Source organism: Micromonospora sp. CNZ297 (assembly GCF_007827625.1).
In genome coordinates this window covers 138,762-155,996 of the sequence record NZ_VISU01000001.1, presented here as the reverse complement: position 1 = coordinate 155,996, position 17,235 = coordinate 138,762, and the positions used below count along the sequence as shown (strand labels likewise).

Annotated in this window: 18 protein-coding genes; 10 read left to right on the top strand and 8 right to left on the bottom strand. The window is 74.3% G+C overall.

From position 1 onward, the window contains the following. Window positions 1-15 precede the first annotated feature (15 nt). Both FB454_RS00710 and FB454_RS00705 read left to right on the top strand, forming a co-directional pair. On the top strand, window positions 16-480 hold the full coding sequence (locus FB454_RS00710) for a hypothetical protein (protein WP_013286662.1): 465 nt from the start codon (window positions 16-18) through the stop codon (window positions 478-480). 63 nt (window positions 481-543) lie between these two features. Next, window positions 544-2,640 carry an amino acid transporter gene (locus FB454_RS00705; protein WP_145822305.1) on the top strand — a complete coding sequence of 699 codons (2,097 nt, stop codon included), beginning with the start codon at window positions 544-546 and terminating at the stop codon, window positions 2,638-2,640. Between the two features lie 56 nt (window positions 2,641-2,696). On the opposite strand, the gene FB454_RS00700 is transcribed toward FB454_RS00705, so the two are convergent. From FB454_RS00700 to FB454_RS00675, 6 genes are all read right to left on the bottom strand, one after another. Next, the gene (locus FB454_RS00700; RefSeq protein WP_013286660.1) at window positions 2,697-3,656 is read right to left on the bottom strand and encodes a TIGR03557 family F420-dependent LLM class oxidoreductase; all 960 of its coding nucleotides are present in this window, start codon (window positions 3,654-3,656) and stop codon (window positions 2,697-2,699) included. Between the two features lie 182 nt (window positions 3,657-3,838). Next, entirely contained in the window at window positions 3,839-4,045 is a 207-nt protein-coding gene (locus FB454_RS00695; protein WP_013286658.1) for a hypothetical protein, read from the bottom strand. Between the two features lie 108 nt (window positions 4,046-4,153). Beyond that, window positions 4,154-5,356 (bottom strand): low temperature requirement protein A, encoded by a 1,203-nt coding sequence (locus tag FB454_RS00690; RefSeq protein WP_013286657.1) that lies wholly within the window; start codon window positions 5,354-5,356, stop codon window positions 4,154-4,156. 321 nt (window positions 5,357-5,677) lie between these two features. After that, window positions 5,678-6,676 (bottom strand): helix-hairpin-helix domain-containing protein, encoded by a 999-nt coding sequence (locus FB454_RS00685; RefSeq protein WP_145822304.1) that lies wholly within the window; start codon window positions 6,674-6,676, stop codon window positions 5,678-5,680. A 252-nt stretch (window positions 6,677-6,928) separates the two neighbouring features. Further along, window positions 6,929-7,276 (bottom strand): TcmI family type II polyketide cyclase, encoded by a 348-nt coding sequence (locus FB454_RS00680; protein ID WP_013286655.1) that lies wholly within the window; start codon window positions 7,274-7,276, stop codon window positions 6,929-6,931. Between the two features lie 62 nt (window positions 7,277-7,338). Then, the gene (locus tag FB454_RS00675) at window positions 7,339-8,163 is read right to left on the bottom strand and encodes an AfsR/SARP family transcriptional regulator (protein WP_013286654.1); all 825 of its coding nucleotides are present in this window, start codon (window positions 8,161-8,163) and stop codon (window positions 7,339-7,341) included. A gap of 428 nt (window positions 8,164-8,591) precedes the next feature. Here FB454_RS00675 and FB454_RS00670 point away from each other — a divergent pair, with 428 nt between their 5' ends. The 8 genes from FB454_RS00670 to FB454_RS00635 are packed head-to-tail and all read left to right on the top strand — an operon-like array spanning window position 8,592 to window position 16,282. After that, window positions 8,592-8,945 (top strand): TcmI family type II polyketide cyclase, encoded by a 354-nt coding sequence (locus tag FB454_RS00670; RefSeq protein ID WP_013286653.1) that lies wholly within the window; start codon window positions 8,592-8,594, stop codon window positions 8,943-8,945. After that, a complete protein-coding gene (locus FB454_RS00665; protein WP_013286652.1) occupies window positions 8,942-10,663 on the top strand; it encodes an acetyl-CoA carboxylase carboxyl transferase subunit in 1,722 nt (573 codons plus the stop codon). Before FB454_RS00670 ends, FB454_RS00665 begins: the two co-directional genes overlap by 4 nt. Beyond that, the gene (gene accB, locus FB454_RS00660) at window positions 10,663-11,148 is read left to right on the top strand and encodes an acetyl-CoA carboxylase biotin carboxyl carrier protein (RefSeq protein WP_013286651.1); all 486 of its coding nucleotides are present in this window, start codon (window positions 10,663-10,665) and stop codon (window positions 11,146-11,148) included. The genes FB454_RS00665 and accB overlap by 1 nt, the downstream gene beginning before the upstream one ends. Then, complete coding sequence (locus tag FB454_RS00655; protein WP_013286650.1) at window positions 11,148-12,662, top strand: acetyl-CoA carboxylase biotin carboxylase subunit; 1,515 nt, start codon at window positions 11,148-11,150, stop codon at window positions 12,660-12,662. The genes accB and FB454_RS00655 overlap by 1 nt, the downstream gene beginning before the upstream one ends. Beyond that, complete coding sequence (locus FB454_RS00650) at window positions 12,659-13,366, top strand: SRPBCC family protein (RefSeq protein ID WP_013286649.1); 708 nt, start codon at window positions 12,659-12,661, stop codon at window positions 13,364-13,366. The genes FB454_RS00655 and FB454_RS00650 overlap by 4 nt, the downstream gene beginning before the upstream one ends. Next, the gene (locus tag FB454_RS00645; protein WP_013286648.1) at window positions 13,363-13,773 is read left to right on the top strand and encodes a cupin domain-containing protein; all 411 of its coding nucleotides are present in this window, start codon (window positions 13,363-13,365) and stop codon (window positions 13,771-13,773) included. Before FB454_RS00650 ends, FB454_RS00645 begins: the two co-directional genes overlap by 4 nt. After that, entirely contained in the window at window positions 13,770-15,038 is a 1,269-nt protein-coding gene (locus FB454_RS00640; protein WP_013286647.1) for a beta-ketoacyl-[acyl-carrier-protein] synthase family protein, read from the top strand. Before FB454_RS00645 ends, FB454_RS00640 begins: the two co-directional genes overlap by 4 nt. Next, window positions 15,035-16,282 carry a beta-ketoacyl synthase N-terminal-like domain-containing protein gene (locus tag FB454_RS00635; RefSeq protein WP_013286646.1) on the top strand — a complete coding sequence of 416 codons (1,248 nt, stop codon included), beginning with the start codon at window positions 15,035-15,037 and terminating at the stop codon, window positions 16,280-16,282. Before FB454_RS00640 ends, FB454_RS00635 begins: the two co-directional genes overlap by 4 nt. 10 nt (window positions 16,283-16,292) lie before the next feature. Here FB454_RS00635 and FB454_RS35230 read toward each other — a convergent pair whose 3' ends face one another. Both FB454_RS35230 and FB454_RS00630 read right to left on the bottom strand, forming a co-directional pair. Further along, a complete protein-coding gene (locus FB454_RS35230; protein ID WP_263643350.1) occupies window positions 16,293-16,421 on the bottom strand; it encodes a hypothetical protein in 129 nt (42 codons plus the stop codon). A 124-nt stretch (window positions 16,422-16,545) separates the two neighbouring features. Then, window positions 16,546-17,202, bottom strand: a complete 657-nt coding sequence (locus FB454_RS00630) for a CatB-related O-acetyltransferase (RefSeq protein ID WP_013286644.1) — start codon at window positions 17,200-17,202, stop codon at window positions 16,546-16,548. Window positions 17,203-17,235 lie beyond the last annotated feature (33 nt).

Genomic DNA, 17,235 nt, shown 5'->3' with positions numbered 1-17,235 from the left:
GCCCGCGGGTGTCGAGTGCGCCGCACCGGGTACGTCGTCGCCGTGCCGCGAGACGAACCGGCCGGCCCCGGGGCGCTCCCGCCGGGCCCGGTCCGCCGCTTCCCGTTCCGCTTCGACCCGGCGTTCCGGCTGCCGCTGGCGTTGCTCGGGGTACGGCCTGCCACAGCCTGGCTCGACTGGGGTCCGGACGCGCTCGTGGTCCGGTTCGGGCCGTGGCTGCTGCGCACCACGCCGGGCAACGTGACCGGCGCCGAGCTGAGCGGGCCGTACCGCTGGTGGCGGGCGATCGGCCCGCACCTGTCGGCGGCCGACGGCGGGGTGACCTTTGGCGCGAGCGTGGCCGGGGGCGTCTGCCTGCGCTTCGCCGAGCCGGTGCCGGGGCTGGCCCCCGGCCCGTGGCTGCGGCACCCGGCGGTCACCGTGACAGTGGCCGACCCGGCGGCGGTGCGCGACGCGGTGGCCCGCGGACCGGATCTTTGACCGGTTCGGCCGGGTCGCGGCCGGGACAACCCCTACCGTCTTCATAGGGACGAAGGGGAGCAGATGGGGCAGGCGGGGGACGCGGAGCAGCCCAGGCGTACGCGGGAGCGGCGCCGGGAGGCGCACGCGGCCGCGGCGGCCCGGGCCGGGCGGCACGGCGACCACGCCGAGCGGTCCGGCCGTACCGTGCCGGAGCTGCCCGAACGGGTGGCGGCCCCGACGCGGCCGGCGCCGCCGGCGGGCCGGCTGCACCGGTGGTTGTTCGCGCACCGGGTCGAGCCGGTCGGCCCGGAGGTCCGCGAGCACCAGACCCGGTCCCACCCGTGGTGGCAGGTGATGTGCCTGACCGGCGTCGACTACTTCTCCACGCTGTCATACCTGCCCGGCATCGCCGCCGTGGCGGCCGGCGCGCTCAGCCCGCTGGCCACGCTGCTGATCGTGGCGCTCACCCTGTTCGGGATGCTGCCGATGTACCGCCGGGTGGCCCGGGAGAGCCCGCACGGGCAGGGCTCGGTGGCGATGCTGGAGCGGCTGCTGCCGTTCTGGCGCGGCAAGGTCTTCGTGCTGGTGCTGCTCGGCTTCGTCGCCACCTCGTGGATCATCACGATCACGCTCTCCGCCGCCGACGCCAGCGTGCACCTGCTGGAGAACCCGGTGCTGCCCGCGTCGTTCCCGCACGGTGGCACCGCGGCGGTGCTGGTCACCGTGGCGCTGCTGCTCGTGCTCGGCGGCGTGTTCCTGCTCGGGTTCAGCGAGGCCGTGCAGGTCGCCATCCCGCTGGTGGCGGCGTTCCTGGCGTTGAACGCGGTGGTGGTGGTCGCCGGGGTGGCCGAGGTCGTCGCCGACCCGGGCCTGCTCGGCGACTGGACCGGCCGGCTGGCCGACACCGGCGGGCCCGGCGACGTCGTGGCCACGAGCGTGCTGGCGTTCCCGCTGCTGGTGCTCGGCCTGTCCGGGTTCGAGACCGGGGTGAGCATGATGCCGCTGGTGCGCGGCGAGGGCGAGGACGCGCAACGGCGGCTGGACGCCCGGATCCGCAACACCCGCCGGCTGCTCACCGCCGCCGCGCTGATCATGTCGGTCTACCTGATCGCCACCACGTTCGTGACCACCGTGCTGATCCCGCCCGAGGCGTTCGACCCCGGCGGGCCGGCCAACGGCCGGGCGCTGGCGTTCCTCGCGCACGAGCACCTCGGCGAGGCGTTCGGCACCGTCTACGACATCAGCAGCGTGCTCATCCTCTGGTTCGCCGGCGCGTCGGCGATGGCCGGTCTGATCAACATCGTGCCGCGCTACCTGCCGTCGTACGGCATGGCGCCGGAGTGGGGGAGGGCGGTGCGCCCGGTGGTGCTGGTCTACACCGCGATCAGCATCGCCATCACGATCGCCTTCTCCGCCGACGTGAACGCCCAGGCCGGCGCGTACGCCACGGGCGTCCTCGCGATGATGGTCTCCGGCGCGATAGCGGTGACCATCGCGGCGCTGCGCGCCCGCAGCCGTGCCGCCGCGGCCGGGTTCGCGCTGCTCACCGCCGTGCTGCTGTACGCGCTGGTGGAGAACGTGGTGGCCAAGCCCGACGGCATCACCATCTCCGGGTTCTTCATCGCCGGGATCGTCGCGGTGTCGCTGATCTCCCGGGTCACCCGGACCACCGAGCTGCGCGCCGAGCGGATCGAGTTCGACGAGCCGGCCCGTCGCTTCGTCGACGAGTCGGTGGCCCGGGACGGGCGGCTGCACCTGATCGCCAACAAGCGGCAGAGCGGGTCGGTGAAGGAGTACCGGGTCAAGGAACGGGCGCAACGGTCGATGAACCCGGTGCCGGGCGCCGCCGACGTGCTGTTCCTGGAGATCGACGTGAGCGACCCGTCCCAGTTCAGCCAGGTGCTGCGGGTGCACGGGGTGGAGTCCGGCGGCTACCGGATCCTGCGTACCAGCAGCCCGGCCGCGCCGAACGCGATAGCCGCGATCCTGCTGGCGTTGCGGGACGCGACGGGGGTGCGCCCGCACTGCCACTTCGAGTGGTCGGAGGGGAACCCGATCGCGCACCTGCTGCGCTACCTCATCCTCGGCCGGGGCGACACCCCGCCGGTGGTGCGGGAGATCATCCGCAAGTCCGAGCCGGACCCGACCCGCCGCCCCGGCATCCACGTCGGCGGCTGAGGTGCGCGGGCCGGCTGAGGCGCGCGGCCGGCCGAGCGCGGGGGAGCAGCGGAGCGCTAGCCGAGCGCGCGGACGCGGGCGAGCAGGTCGCGGGCGCAGAAGTCCAGGAAGCCGTCCGGGTCCGGCCCGGCGTTCTGGAGCACGATGTGGTCGAAGCCGGCCTCGACGTACGTGCGCGCCTTCTCCACGTGCGGAGCGGCGTCCGGGCCGACGGAGAACTGCTGCCGGATGTGGTGGTCCTCGACCCAGGCGGTGGCGGCGTCGAAGTTCACCGGGTTGGGCAGCTCGCTCATCACCTTCCAGCCGGTGATCGCCCAGCGGCTGGTCTCCCGGGCCGCACGGACCGCCGACTCCTCGTCGGTGGCCCAGGCCATCGGCACCTCGGCGTAGCGCGGGCCCTGGCCGCCGGCGTTGCGGTACTGGTCGACGATCGACGACTTCGGCTCGGTGGCGAACAGGCCGGTGCCCAGCTCGGCCGCGAGACCGGCCGACTCCCGGCCACTCGCGGCCACGGCGATCACCGGCGGCTGCTCGGGCAGGTCCCAGATCCGGGCGTCCTCCAGTTGGAGGTGCCGGCCGCCGTACGAGCGGTAGCCGCCCTGCCAGAGCAGCCGGATGATCTCCAGCGCCTCGCGCAGCCGCTCGTGCCGCCCCCGGACACTGGGGAAGCCCTGCCCGACGACGTGTTCGTTGAGCCGCTCGCCGGCGCCCACCCCGAGCGTGAACCGCCCGTCGGAGATCAGCGCCATGGTGGCGGCGGCCTGCGCGACGATCGCCGGGTGGTAGCGGACCGACGGGCAGGTGACGCCGGTGGCGAGGCCGATGCGGGTGGTGCGGGCGGCGATCGCGCCGAGCGCGCTCCAGGTGAAGCAGGAGTGCCCCTGCACCTCCAGCCAGGGGTGGTAGTGGTCGCTCATCTCGACGAAGTCGAAACCGGCCTCCTCGGCCCGGACCGCCTGCCGGATGAGTTCCTGGGGCCCGAACGCCTCCGAGGCGAGCTTGTAGCCGATCCGCATGCCCGGTTCTCCGTTCCGTCGTCGGCGAACCGCTGCCGTTCCCACCGGTTCCGGCGGCAAACCAGGCGAAACCCAGCCTCCTAGGACGCCCCAGGCGTGGTGACGGTCCGCGCCGCGGGCACGGAACGGCCCGCGCTCGCCGGGCGGGCGCGGGCCGGAAGGGGAGTTACGGGGGTGGCCGCCTACTTCGACGGCTCGGGGAGCTTGCAGTCCACCTTCGGGTTGGCGCCGATGTAGTTCAGCGGGCCGGCCACGATCGTGACCAGGATCGTGCCCGCCTCCGCACAGTTGGTTTCGTCGTTGCCGTAGTAGCCGCGCTGACCGGCGGCGATGGCGCCGATGATGAGCCAGATGACGACCAGGACGCCGACTATCGAGGTGCCGCGCATCAGTTGCCTCCACTGGGGTCGTGGTGGATTCGAGGTGGAGGCCTTGTACCCCGTGCGGGTGATCCGCCAAACGGCGCACAGGTACCGGCACGGCCGATTCCGATTACCTCAGTGCGGTGGCATCGGCTCCTCCGGCGGGCGGCCCTGGCTGCGGCGGTAGTCGGCGCAAGCGACCCCGGCCAGCACCAGCATCGCCCCGGCGGAGGCGTAGACCGGCGCGAGGAACAACCCGGCCGGGGCGATCGTGAGCAGTGCCAGTATCCCGCCGGGCCGGGACGCCGACACCCGGCTGAACACCTCGTACTCGAAGGCGCCCCGGCCGATCAGGAACAGCGCCGGCCCGCCGAGGATCACCGCCAGCCAGGCCGGCGGCGTGTGGCCGGTCGGCTTCAGCAGGACCAGGTCGAAGCCCGCCGCGGTGGTCACCACCCCGGCCACCATCAGCAGATGGGTGTACGGCGCGGTGTTGAGGAACCGGCTCGGCTGAGCCGCCCGGGCGATGGCGTGCGGCAGCAGCTCACCGGACTTGTGCACGTAGATGCGCCAGAGCAGCAGCGTGGTGGCGAACGCGGTGGCGAACGCGGCCAGGTTCTCCACCTCGGAGTGGTGCAGGCTGAACACGGTGCCGGCGACCAGCACGGCGTCGCCGAGCGCGATGATGAAGAACTGCTGGTACCGCTCGGACAGGTGCTCGGCGGTCACGTTGCGCTGGGACTCCGGCACCGCGCCCAGACCCGGCACCGGGTACGCCAGACGGAACCCCAGGTAGTCGATGGCCAGGGCGCCGGCCCAGAACCACAACCGGGCGGTGCCGTGCGCGGCCAGCGCGCCGACCAGCCAGGGCACCGCCGACACGGCGAACCAGGCGAAGATGCGCAGGGCCCGGCGGTTGCTCTGCGGGTGCCGCCGTACGGCGGGCATGAGGAACAGGCCGCGTCCGAGATGGATCGCCACGTACGTGCCGGCGAACACCAGCCCTCGGGTGCCGAACGCCTCCGGGATGGCGGTGGTCATCAGCAGCGCGCCGAACATCACCGCCACGATCAGCAGCTTGATCTCGGTGCGCTGCGGGTCGTAGATGTCCGTGACCAGCGTGGTGATCGCCCAGGTCCACCAGATCGCCATCAGCATGACCAGGGACTCGGCGGCCCGTTCCCAGGACACGGAGCTGATCAGGTTGCGCGAGATCAACGCGAGCGCGACCACGTAGACCAGGTCGAAGAAGAGTTCGAGCAGCGTGACCCGGCGCGGCGCCTCCGGATCGCGGACCGGCGGTCGCCGGCCGGCGGGCTCCGGCGCTGCGGTGGGCACGAGATGCTCCTGCGGGTGGCGGTACGCGCGGCGGGCCGTCCCGGCCCTTCACCGACCGTAGTCATGCCCGCCCGCACGCGGTCACTTTTCCGGCATACCGGCCCGGGCGGGGGTGACGGGGTGGCGATGTCACCACGTCGGGTGCTGGTGCTGGTGGAGCGGCCGCCAGTTCGGGGTTGTGGCGGGGTCGGCGGGGTGCTGATGCGACCACCTCGGCGTACTGGCGGGGCGGGCCGCGAGGTCGGGGAGGTGACGGGGTGGGGAAAGGCACCGGGCCGGTGGCGACCATCGTCACCACCGGCCCGGAATGTGGAGGACTGTCTACTCGGCGCTCGCCGGCAGCACCCGGTCGGCGTCGGCGGGAGCACCCGCCAGCACCTTGGCCTGCTGCGGCCAGGTGGCCAGCCCGGGTGCGGCGCGCAGCCCGGCGGCCTTCACGGTCTGCCGCAGCGCGGCCTCGTCCAGCTCGGCGAGCTGCCGGTAGGTGCGGATGCCGGCGTCCTGGAGGGCGGCGGCCAGCTTCGGCCCGATGCCCTGGATCCGCCGGAAGTCGTCCGCCGCGTCCCCGGCCACGTCCGCCGGCACGTCGTTCTCGACCGAGGCCCGCGGCGCGGGCACCACGGCCGGTGCGGCGGCGACGGGCTCGGCGGTCTCCACCGGCTCGGCGGTCTCGACCGGCTCGGCGGTCTCGGCCGTCGTGGCGGCGTCGACCGGCGAGGGCACCGCCTCGGCAGCAGCCGAATCGGCCGACGACGTCGTCGCCGGCACCTCCGGCTCGTCGGCGGGCGTCGACTGCGCCGGAACGGCGACGGGGGCGCGCTCCGGCTCCGCCGCGAAGGGCTCCGACTCGGCGACGAGCGCCGGAGAAGCGGCCGGCTCGTCCACATCGGTGGAGGCCGGGGCGGCGGGCTCGTCCGCAGCGACCGACGCGGAGGACGGCACCGGCTCGTCCGCCGGACGGTCCACGGCGACCGGCTCGGCCTCGGCCGGCTCGGACACGACCGGCGAGGACACCGGCTCGGCGACGACCGACGACGCCTCCGGCTCGTCTGCGGTACTTGCGGCGGTGGCGACGGCCGGCTCGGTGGTCGCCGTCTCGGTGGGCGCGGGCTGCTCGGCCACCGTGGCGGTCGCCGGGGGCTCGTCGACCACAGCGACCGGGCGCGGCTCGTCGACGGTGGCGGTCACCTCGGGTGCGGTCTCCACCGTGGGCGTCGCCGGGGCGCCGGACCGGCGACGGCCGACGACCACCCAGCCGACGCCGAATCCGATGAGCAGGGCCAGTATCACGAACAGCCACTGCCCGAAGCTCGACGGCATGGCCAACCTCCTTCTATGTACGTGCACGACGGTGGCGAAAGACTCGGGGCAGCTTCGCACACGCGCGCGGCGCACGACAGGCAGCCCGGGGCCGGGCCACGACGGTGGGACCGGCGGTGTCGGCCGGTGGCCGCAGCATGACCGAGCGTGTGCCGGAGGCCGGTATCGAGCGGCCTCGCGGAGCAGGGAGACGCCCCGGAACCTGGGTGCCGTGCGTGGTTCCGGGGCGCCCCGTCCGTCGCCCGTGGCCGGTCAGTGGATCCGGTCGGGCGCAGGCACGTCGGCGGCGTCCCAGCTGTAGAAGCAGCCGGCCACGGCGTCGCGGGGGGAGTGCCAGGTCGGCAGGTACGGGGAGGTGTGCGCGGAGAGCCTCTTGTTCACCTGCTCGTAGAGCGGGTTGTCGCGCAGTTCCGCGGTCAGCCCGGGGGCGACGTCGACGGTCTCCATCAGATGGACGCACAGGTCGTGCAGGTAGTACAGCGACCGGTGCCGGACGCCGGTGAGGTGGGGGAGTTCGGTGGCGTCGGCCTCGGCGAAGATCTGCGCCACCCGTCCCTGTGCGCCCGGCACGATCCGGCTGACCACCAACAGTCGACTCATCGTGACCCCTCTCGCCGCCGCGGTGCTGGGTTCACGGTGCCGGTCGCGCTGTCACCTCGCCGTCACCGCGTACCCCGGGGCTTTGATGGTGGTGGCGACGGCGAGGTGGGGGCGCGCGGCGCCGGTTTGGCGGTCCGGTCCGTGCGGCGCGGCGGCGGGTCCGGGCGGGTGGCCCGGCGGATCGGCGCCAGGGTGTCGTCGAGCAGCGCGGTCATCGCCGGGGACGGTTCCAGGCGCAGTTCGCGCAGGAGCAGATCGCGGTAGACGTAGAAGGAGTGGACCGCCTCGAACGCGTTGCCCTCGGCCAGGTGGATGCGGACCACCAGGCGGTGCGGGGTCTCCCGCAGCGGTTCGGCGGCCATCGCCTCCAGCGCCGCCTCCAGCGCCTCGCCGTGCCGCCCGGCGGTGAGGTGGTTGCCGGCGAGTTCCTCCAGCATGTGCAGGCGCAGCTGGCGCAGCCGTTCGCGTTCCAGCAGCACCCAGTCGTCGTACCAGCCGGGGAGCAGGTCGTGGCGTCCGGCGCCGGCGGCGCCGCGCGGGACGGCGCCCTCGCGGACCAGCGCCGCGGTCTCCACCAGGTCGTCAACGTCGAGGCGGACGGTCGGTCCGAGCCGGACGGTGTCGCCGTCGGTGCGCAGCGGGCAGCACGGATCCTGCCGCAGCCGCCACAGCGCGGTCCGCAGCGACGACAGCGCCCGCTCCTCAGGCGTCTCGGGCCACAGCAGCCCGGCGAGGTGGCTGCGGGTCGCGGCCGGGCGCAGGCCGATCAGGGCGATGACGCGCTGCAACCCCCGGGGTACGACCACGGGGGTGTCGTCGTGCAGCAGCTGGAAGCCGCCCAGCAGGTGCAGTGACACCCGTGGGGCGGGTTCGCCCGCCGTCGGCATTCTCGATCCACCCGACACGGCGCACCCCCCAGCACCGGAACCCTCGTCCCGACCGTTTCGCGTTGCCCGGACCGCCGCCGCGACGCCGGTGTCGGAACGCCTCCGCCACGGCGGGAAGCTCCACCGTGGCCGGGCTGACCGAGACGCAGAATATCAACGCCTGTTACTCTCAGTCAACGGTCGGTCGGTCACCTGACTGTCCGTAGTGGGCTCGGTAATACGCCTGTGATCTGCGAAGAAGTGTCGTCAACCGGAAACCGGAAAGCGATCTTCCCATAGCTCACGCACAGCTTGCGTCAACGCAGCGTCACCATGTTTGTGGCGCGATGGGGCCCGGTTGACGCCCGGTAGACGCCGCCGGCGCGACCGTGTGGCAATCCGTGCGGCGCGACCGGTTCGCCGCGCACCGGGACGTGCAGGAGGCGCGAATGGACCGTTCGCTCATCGTCGCCAAGGTGGTGCCGACGGCCGAGGACCGGGTGGCCGAGATCTTCGCCGAGTCCGACGCGACCGAGCTGCCCGGCCTGGTCGGGGTCCGGCACCGCTCGCTGTACCGGCTGCACGACCTCTACGTCCATCTGCTGGAGACGGAGACGCCCGCGCAGGGCGCGGTCGAGGACAACCGTGGGCATCCGGAGTTCATCCGGATCAGCGAGCGGCTGCGGCCGTACATCTCGCCGTACCTGCCGACCTGGCGTTCGCCGCGCGACGCGATGGCGCACTGCTTCTACCGCTACGACGCGCCGGCCCACAGGTACGACACCGCCGGGCGGCCACAGTGACCACGACCGCCCCGCGCGACGAGCAGCTCTGGTCGAGGTGCGACGGATGCGCGTCGCTGCTCTACCGCAAGCGGCTGCGCCGCAACCTGGACGTCTGCCCGGAGTGCGGGTCACACGCCCGGCTGGACGCGCCGGACCGGGTGGCGCAGCTGGCCGACCCGGACTCGTTCGTCCCGCTGCCGGACCGGGCGGTACGCGTCGACCCGATCGAGTTCGTCGACGAGCTGCCGTACCCGCACCGGCTCGGCGCGGCCCGCGCGGCGACCGGCCTGGACGAGGCGGTGCTGTGCGGCACCGCCCGGCTCGGCGGGCACCCGGTCGCGCTGGCGGTGATGGACTTCCGCTTCCTCGGCGGCAGCCTCGGCTGCGCGGTCGGTGAGCTGATCACCCGGACCGCCGAGCGGGCGCTCGCCGACGGCATCCCGCTGGTGCTGGTGACCGCGTCCGGCGGCGCGCGGATGCAGGAGGGCGCGCTGTCGCTGATGCAGATGGCCACCGTCAGCCAGGCGCTCGCGGGGATGCGGGAGGCGGGCCTGCTCACTGTCAGCGTGGTCACCGACCCCACGTACGGCGGGGTGGCCGCCTCCTTCGCCACCAACACCGACCTGGTGCTGGCCGAGAGCGGCGCCCGGCTGGGCTTCGCCGGGCCCCGGGTGATCCGCCAGGTCACCGGCGCCACGCTGCCGGAGGGCTTCCAGACCGCCGAGTACCTCCTACGGCACGGTCAGGTGGACATGGTGGTGCCCCGGCACGCGTTGCGGGGCCGGCTCGCGGCGCTGCTCGCCGCCGCCGAGGCGGGCCGCCGGGCGCCGGAGAACCCGCCCGCGCCGCGCCCGCCGGTCACCGCGCCGACCGCGACCCCGCGGCCCGACCGCGACCCCTGGGAGACGGTACGCACGGCGCGGCACCCGGGTCGTCCGACCACACTGGACTACCTGGAAACGGCGTTCGACGGGTTCGTGGAGCTGCACGGCGACCGGCTCGGCGCCGACTGCCCGGCTGTCGTCGGCGGCATCGCCCGCCTGGACGGCCGCCCGGTGATGGTGATCGGTCACCAGAAGGGGCACACCACCGCCGAGCTGGTGACCCGCAACTTCGGCATGGCCAGCCCGGCCGGGCACCGCAAGGCGCTGCGGCTGATGCGCCTCGCGGCGCGGCTGCGGCTGCCGGTGGTGACGCTCGTGGACACGCCCGGCGCGGACCCGGGGGTGAGCGCCGAGCAGCAGGGTCAGGCGGCGGCGATCGCGGAGAACATCCTCGCGCTCACCGTGCTGCCCACGCCGGTGGTGGCGGTGGTCACCGGGGAGGGCGGCAGCGGCGGCGCGCTCGCGCTCGCGGTCGCCGACCGGGTGCTCATGCTGGAGCACGCCGTCTACTCGGTGATCAGCCCGGAGGGCTGCGCCGCGATCCTCTGGCCGGACAGCTCGGCCGCCCCGCAGGCGGCCCGCGCGCTGCGGCTCACCGGCGCCGACCTGTGCCGCCTCGGCGTGGTCGACGAGCTGGTGCCGGAGCCGCGCCCGGCCGCGCACGCCGACCCGGGCGGCGCGGCCGAGCTGCTGCGCCGGGCGGTCGCGGCGAACCTCGCGCCGCTGCTCACCGTCCCCCCGGCCACGCTGGTCCGCCGCCGCCGGCAACGGTTCCGCCGCTTCGGCGCGGCCCGATCGGCAGCCGGCCCGTTCCCGGCCTCGCCGTCGGGTGACCGGGCGGAGGTGGCGTGATGGCCGACGCCGAGTCCGAGCAGGTGCTCGACGGGCTGCGCCGGCAGGCCCGCAAGCTCGTCGCCGACCTGGCCGGGCCGGTGCGCCGGGTGCGGCTGCGCAGCGGCGAGTCGGTGCTGGAGGTCGAGTGGCACGACCCGGCACCCCCGGCGCCGCGCGCCGCCGAACCAGCCGGGGCGTTCCCCGCGCGGGCCGCCGAACCGGCCGCGCGAGCCGCGCCGGCGACCGACCGGCCGGCCGTGCGCTCGCCCGTGGTCGGCACGTTCTACCGCGCCCCCGAACCCGGGGCGATGCCGTTCGTCGCGGTCGGCGACATGGTCCGCCCGGGCCAGGTGGTCGGCATCGTCGAGGCCATGAAGCTGATGAACGAGGTGACCGCCGGCCAGGCCGGACGGGTGGTCGAGGTGCTGGTCGACGACGGCAAGCCCGTCGAGTACGACCAGCCGCTGATCGCCCTGGAACCGGTCACCGGACAGGACTCCTGATGTTCGACAAGGTGCTGATCGCCAACCGGGGCGAGATCGCGCTGCGGGTGCTGCGCGCCTGCCGGGAACTCGGCGTGCGCACGGTGGTGGTGCACTCCAGCGCCGACGCCGACTCGCTGCCGGTGCGGCTCGCCGACGAGGCGGTACGGATCGGCCCGGCGGCCAGCCGCCGCAGCTACCTCAACGCGGCCGCGATCGTGGAGGCCGCCCGGCAGACCGGCGCGCAGGCGGTCCACCCCGGCTACGGCTTCCTGTCCGAGGACGCCGACTTCGCCGAGATCTGCGCCGAGAACGGCCTGGTCTTCGTCGGCCCGCCGCCGCAGGTGATGGCCGCGCTCGCGGACAAGTCGACGGCCCGCGCGCTGATGAGCGCAGCCGGGCTGCCGCTGCCGCCGGGCAGCGTCCGGACGCTGCCCACCGTCGGCGAGGCGCAGGAGGTGGCCGCCGAGGTGGGCTACCCGGTGATCGTGAAGGCCGCCGCGGGCGGTGGCGGGCGCGGCATGACAGTGGTGCGCTCGGCCGCCGAGCTGCCCCGCGCGTACGCCCGGACCCGCGCCGCCGCCCAGGTCGCGTTCGGCGACGACCGGGTGTACGTCGAGCGGTACCTCGCCGACGCCCGCCACGTCGAGGTGCAGGTGCTCTGCGACGGCCACGGCAACGGCGTGCACCTGGGCACCCGGGACTGCTCGGTGCAGCGCCGGCACCAGAAGCTGATCGAGGAGGCGCCCGCGCCCGCGCTGCGGCAGGCCACCCTGGACACCGTCGCCGAGGTGGCGCTGCGCGGCGCGCTGTCGGTCGGCTTCACCGGCGCCGGCACCGTGGAGTTCCTGGTCGACGAGGCCGAACGCTGCCACTTCCTGGAGATCAACTGCCGGATCCAGGTGGAACACCCGGTCACCGAGATGATCACCGGCATCGACCTGGTGCAGGAACAGCTGCACGTGGCCTTCGGCACCCCACTGCGGCTGCGCCAGTCCGACGTACGCCTGGACGGTGTGGCGATCGAGTGCCGGGTCAACGTGGAGGACCCGGACCGCGACTTCGCGCCCGCACCGGGCCGGCTGGAGCGGTTCCGGCCGCCGGGCGGCCCGTTCACCCGGGTCGACACCCACGGGCACGTCGGTTACCTGGTCAGCCCGCACTACGACTCGCTGCTGGCGAAGGTGGCGGTGTGGGCGCCGGACCGGGACGCCGCGCTGGACCGGCTCGACCGGGCGCTGGCCGAGTTCGACGTGGCCGGTCCCGGTGTGCGTACCACGATCCCGTTCGCCCGCCGGGTGCTGCGCGACCCCGCGTTCCGCGCCGCCCGGCACACCACCGCCCTGGTGGAACGCCTGCTCGCCCCGCCCGCCGACGACGCGCCGCCCACCGACGCCCCGCCCGCCGACGCCGCGGCCGAGGCGTCCCCGGCGCGGGCCGTCGTGCCCGACCCGCGCGGCGCGGCCGAGCCGGGCGGCCGTACCCCCGTCAGCGCCGTGCCCGCCGCCGGCCCGACCACCTGGAGGAACCGATGACCGTCGCCCCCGACCGCCCGCTCGCCCGCGAGATCACCGACATCCTGGTCACGCACTGCGGCCTGGACCCGGACGCCGCCGCCGGCGCGCCCGCCGCGAGCCTGGAGGAACTGGGCATGGACTCCCTGGCGCTGCTCGAACTGTCGGCGGTGGTGGCCGACAGGTGGCGGGTGAAGATCCCCGAACAGGCCGGGCAGCTCAGCATCGCCGGCGTCGCCGACCTGGTGGCCCGCAAGGCGGACCCGCCCGGGCACACCGAGAACGCCGTGGAGATGGCCGCGCCGCTGCCGCTGGTCTGGGAGATCACCAACGACGTGGCCGGGTGGCCGGACCTGTTCACCGAGTACGCCACCGCGGAGATCCTGCACCGCGACGGCGACACCGTGCGCTTCCGGCTCACCATGCACCCGGACGAGAACGGCGTGTCGTGGAGCTGGGTCAGCGAACGCACCGCCGACCCGGCCACCCGCGAGGTGCACGCCCGGCGCGTCGAGACCGGCCCGTTCGAGTACATGCGCATCCACTGGCGCTACGACGAGACGCCCGCCGGCACCCGGATGACCTGGACCCAGGACTTCGCGATGAAGCCGGACGCACCGGTCGACAACGCCGCCATGACCAACCGGATCAACACCAACAGCACGATCCAGCTCGCCGTGATCAAGGAGAAGATCGAGCGGGCACACGCGGGAGGCGCGCGATGACCGACACCACCACCGCCCGGGTCTCCGTCCACGACGTACCGGCCGACCGCCGCCGCGGCGGGGAACTGCGGGTGCTGCTCGGCCCGAAGACGGTCGGCAGCACCTCCGGATTCATGGGCGTCGCCACGCTCGCGCCGGGGGAGCGGATCGCCGAGCACTACCACCCGTACAGCGAGGAGTTCCTCTACGTCGCCCGCGGCGCGATCACCGTCGACCTAGACGACACGCCGGTGCCGGTGGCCGCCGGGGAGGCGCTCTACGTGCCGAAGGACGTGCGGCACCGGCTGCGCAACACCGGCGACGAGCCCGCCGAGGTGGTGTTCCACCTCGGACCGCTCGCCCCGCGCCCGGAACTCGGCCACGTCGACACCGAGAGCGCGGCACCGCCGCCACGGGAGCCGTCGTGACCGGCCGGCGCACAGTGGTCACCGGCATCGGCGTCGTCGCACCCGGCGGCGCCACCCGGGACCGCTTCTGGAAGACGATCACCGAGGGGCGCACCGCGACGCGGCGGATCAGCTTCTTCGACCCGTCGCCGTTCCGGTCGCAGATCGCCGCCGAGTGCGACTTCGACCCGGACGCCGCCGGGATCACGCTCGCCGAACGGCAGCGTGCCGACCGGTACGTGCAGTTCGCGCTCGCCTGCTCCGCCGAGGCGCTCGCGGACAGCGGCCTCACCCTCACCGACGCGCAGCGCGAACGCGCCGGGGTGGTGCTCGGCACCGCCGTCGGCGGGACCATGGCGCTGGAACAGGAGTACGTGCGGGTCAGCGACTCCGGCCGGCACTGGCTGGTCGACCACGCGCTCGGCGGGCCGTACCTCTACCAGGCGCTGGTGCCCAGCAGCCTGGCCGCCGACGTGGCCTGCCGGCACGGCCTGCACGGGCCGGCGCAGGTGATCTCCACCGGCTGCACCTCCGGCATCGACGCCATCGGGTACGCCCACCAGCTCGTCGCCGACGGCGAGGCCGACGTGGTGCTCGCCGGCGCCGCGGACTCGCCGATCTCCCCGGTCACCGTCGCCTCGTTCGACGCGATCGGCGCGACCAGCCCGGACAACGACGACCCGGAGCACGCCTCCCGGCCGTTCGACGCCGACCGGCACGGGTTCGTCCTCGCTGAGGGCGCGGCGGTGCTGGTGCTGGAGGAGGCCGAGCACGCCCGCCGCCGGGGCGCGCACGTCTACTGCGAGGTGGCCGGGTACGCCAGCCGCAGCAACGGCTTCCACATGACCGGGCTGCGCCCGGACGGCGCGGAGATGGCGGTGGCGATCAGCGACGCGCTGCGGCAGGCCCGGCTCGCCCCGACGGCCGTGTCGTACGTCAGCGCGCACGGCTCCGGCACCCGGCAGAACGACAGGCACGAGACTGCGGCGTTCAAACGGGCGCTGGGGGAGACGGCGTACCGGGTGCCGATCAGCTCGATCAAGTCGATGGTCGGCCACTCGCTCGGCGCCATCGGCTCGATCGAGATGGCCGCCTGCGCGCTCGCCATCGAGTACGGCGTGGTGCCGCCGACGGCGAACTGGACCACCCGCGACCCGGAGTGCGACCTGGACTACGTGCCGAACGAGGCCCGGGAGGTGCCGGTGGACGTGGCGTTGTCGGTGGGCAGCGGATTCGGCGGATTCCAGTCCGCGATGGTGTTCCGCCGGCTCGCGGTGGCACCGTGACCGCGCGGGCCGTGGTGACGGGCATCGGCGTGGTCGCGCCCAGCGGCGTCGGCGTCGAGGCGCACTGGAACACAGTGCTCGCGGGCACCCGGCGCACCGGGCCGATCACCCTGTTCGACCCGGAGCGGTACCCGACCCGGGTGGCCGGGGAGGTGGCCGGCTTCGACCCGGCCGGGTTCAGCGACACCCGGCAGCGGGTGCAGACCGACAGGTGGACCCACCTGGGCTTCGCCGCCACCGGGCTGGCGCTCGCCGACGCCGGGCTGCCCGAGGTGTCGCCCGACCCGTATCAGTGGGCGGTCACGCTCGCCAGCTCCTCCGGCGGCAACCTGTTCGGGCAGCGGGAGCTGCAACGGCTCTGGGGCGGGCCGAGCCGCACCGTCGGGGCGTACCAGTCGATCGCCTGGTTCTACGCCGCGAGCGTGGGACAGCTGTCGATCCGCCACCAGTTCAAGGGGCCGTCCGGGGTGACCGTGTCCGAGTCGGCCGGCGGGCTGGACAGCCTGGCGCACGCGGTGCGCACCATCCGCCGGGGCACCCCCGTGGTGATCGCCGGGGCGACCGAGTGCCCGCTGAGCCCGTACGCGCTGGCCTGCCAGCTCCGCTCCGGCCTGCTCAGCGACGTGTCCGACCCGGAGCGGGCGTACCGGCCGTTCGACGTCGCGGCGAGCGGGTACGTGCCGGCCGAGGGCGGCGCCGTCTTCGTGGTGGAGGAACTGGGCCACGCGCTGGCCCGGGGCGCCCGCGTCTACGGGGAGATCACCGGCTGGGCCGCCACCCACGACGCCGCGCCCACCGACCCGGCCACCGGCCCCGACCCGGCCCACTACGCCCGCGCGATGCGCCTGGCGATGGAACGCGCCGGGGTACGCCCGCACGACGTGGACGTGATCTGGCCGGACGCGCTCGGGGTACCCGCGCACGACCGGGCCGAGGCGGCGGCGCTGCGTACCGTGTTCGGCGACCGGACCCCGCCGGTGACCACGCAGAAGCCGCTGACCGGCCGGGCGCACCAGGGCGGTTCCGCGCTGGACGCGGCCACCGCGCTGCTGGCGTTCCGGCGCGGGATGCTGCCCGCCTCGGCCGGCCCGGACGAGCCGGCGCCCGGCTGCGACCTGACGTTCCTGCGGCAGCCCCGCCCGCCCCGCAGCCGGATCGCGCTGGTCGGCGCGCGCGGCTTCGACGGGTTCAACAGCGCGCTGGTGCTGCGCGGCGCCGCGCCCCCACCGGCCGGGGAGGGCTGACGAAGCCCGGTCAGTCGCGTCCGTCGATGCGCTGCCGGAGGGAGCGGCCGGCCCGGAAGGCGCGCCGGGGGAGCCACACCCGCAACCCGACGAGAACCAGGATCAGCACGAGGGGCAGGACCAGGTATTGCCAGCGCATGACGCCTCCGCTCGTTCGGGGCGGACCGGTGGTGTCCACCGGGCACCTCCGTGCCCGGTGCCGGCGCCGGTGAATCCGTCCCTGCGGCCCGGCCGTCCGGGGTGCGCGTCGCCGGCCGGCGGTCTCACCCGGGCTGTTCCACGCCGTGCTCGGCGGCGATCCGGGCGATCTCGGCGGGTGTGCCGGCCATGATCGTGCGGGCGTGCGCGGTGACGAGGCCGGTGGGCCAGTCCCACCAGGCGGCGTGGCGGAGCCGCACGATGTCGGCGTCGTCGAAGCGTTGCCGGATCGGCCGGGCGGGATTGCCGCCGACGATCGTGTAGGGCGGCACGTCGGCGGTGACCACCGCGCCGGTTGCGATGACGGCGCCGTCGCCGATCCGCACGCCCGGCATGACCACGGATCCGAAGCCGAACCAGACGTCGTTCCCGACGACGGTGTCGCCGCGGCTCGGCATGGCGGTGACGATGTCGAGGGTCTGCTCGGCCCACTCGCCGCCGAACATGGTGAACGGGTACGTGGACACGCCCATGCCGGGATGGGCCGCGCCGGCCATCAGGAATCGGGTGCCGGAGGCGATCGCGCAGTACTTACCGATGACCAGCCGTTCCGGTCCATAGGCGTACAGGACGTTGCGGTGCTCGAAGCCGGTCGCGTCGTCAGGATCGTCGTAGTAGGTGTAGTCACCCACGACGATCTTCGGTGACGTCACCAGTGGTTTGAGGAACACCACGCGGTCGAAGGCGGGCAGCGGGTGGACGGTGCGGGGGTCGGGTGTCATCGGTCGGCCTCCTGGTGGGACGGTCGGTGTGCG

Excerpts from the sequence above, each read along its gene's own strand:
- FB454_RS00705 (WP_145822305.1), top strand. The coding sequence starts at position 544 with ATGGGGCAGGCGGGGGACGCGGAGCAGCCCAGGCGTACGCGGGAGCGG.
- FB454_RS00700 (WP_013286660.1), bottom strand. The coding sequence starts at position 3,656 with ATGCGGATCGGCTACAAGCTCGCCTCGGAGGCGTTCGGGCCCCAGGAA.
- FB454_RS00695 (WP_013286658.1), bottom strand. The coding sequence starts at position 4,045 with ATGCGCGGCACCTCGATAGTCGGCGTCCTGGTCGTCATCTGGCTCATC.
- FB454_RS00685 (WP_145822304.1), bottom strand. The coding sequence starts at position 6,676 with ATGCCGTCGAGCTTCGGGCAGTGGCTGTTCGTGATACTGGCCCTGCTC.
- FB454_RS00680 (WP_013286655.1), bottom strand. The coding sequence starts at position 7,276 with ATGAGTCGACTGTTGGTGGTCAGCCGGATCGTGCCGGGCGCACAGGGA.
- FB454_RS00675 (WP_013286654.1), bottom strand. The coding sequence starts at position 8,163 with ATGCCGACGGCGGGCGAACCCGCCCCACGGGTGTCACTGCACCTGCTG.
- FB454_RS00670 (WP_013286653.1), top strand. The coding sequence starts at position 8,592 with ATGGACCGTTCGCTCATCGTCGCCAAGGTGGTGCCGACGGCCGAGGAC.
- accB (WP_013286651.1), top strand. The coding sequence starts at position 10,663 with ATGGCCGACGCCGAGTCCGAGCAGGTGCTCGACGGGCTGCGCCGGCAG.
- FB454_RS00655 (WP_013286650.1), top strand. The coding sequence starts at position 11,148 with ATGTTCGACAAGGTGCTGATCGCCAACCGGGGCGAGATCGCGCTGCGG.
- FB454_RS00650 (WP_013286649.1), top strand. The coding sequence starts at position 12,659 with ATGACCGTCGCCCCCGACCGCCCGCTCGCCCGCGAGATCACCGACATC.
- FB454_RS00645 (WP_013286648.1), top strand. The coding sequence starts at position 13,363 with ATGACCGACACCACCACCGCCCGGGTCTCCGTCCACGACGTACCGGCC.
- FB454_RS35230 (WP_263643350.1), bottom strand. The coding sequence starts at position 16,421 with ATGCGCTGGCAATACCTGGTCCTGCCCCTCGTGCTGATCCTGGTTCTC.
- FB454_RS00630 (WP_013286644.1), bottom strand. The coding sequence starts at position 17,202 with ATGACACCCGACCCCCGCACCGTCCACCCGCTGCCCGCCTTCGACCGC.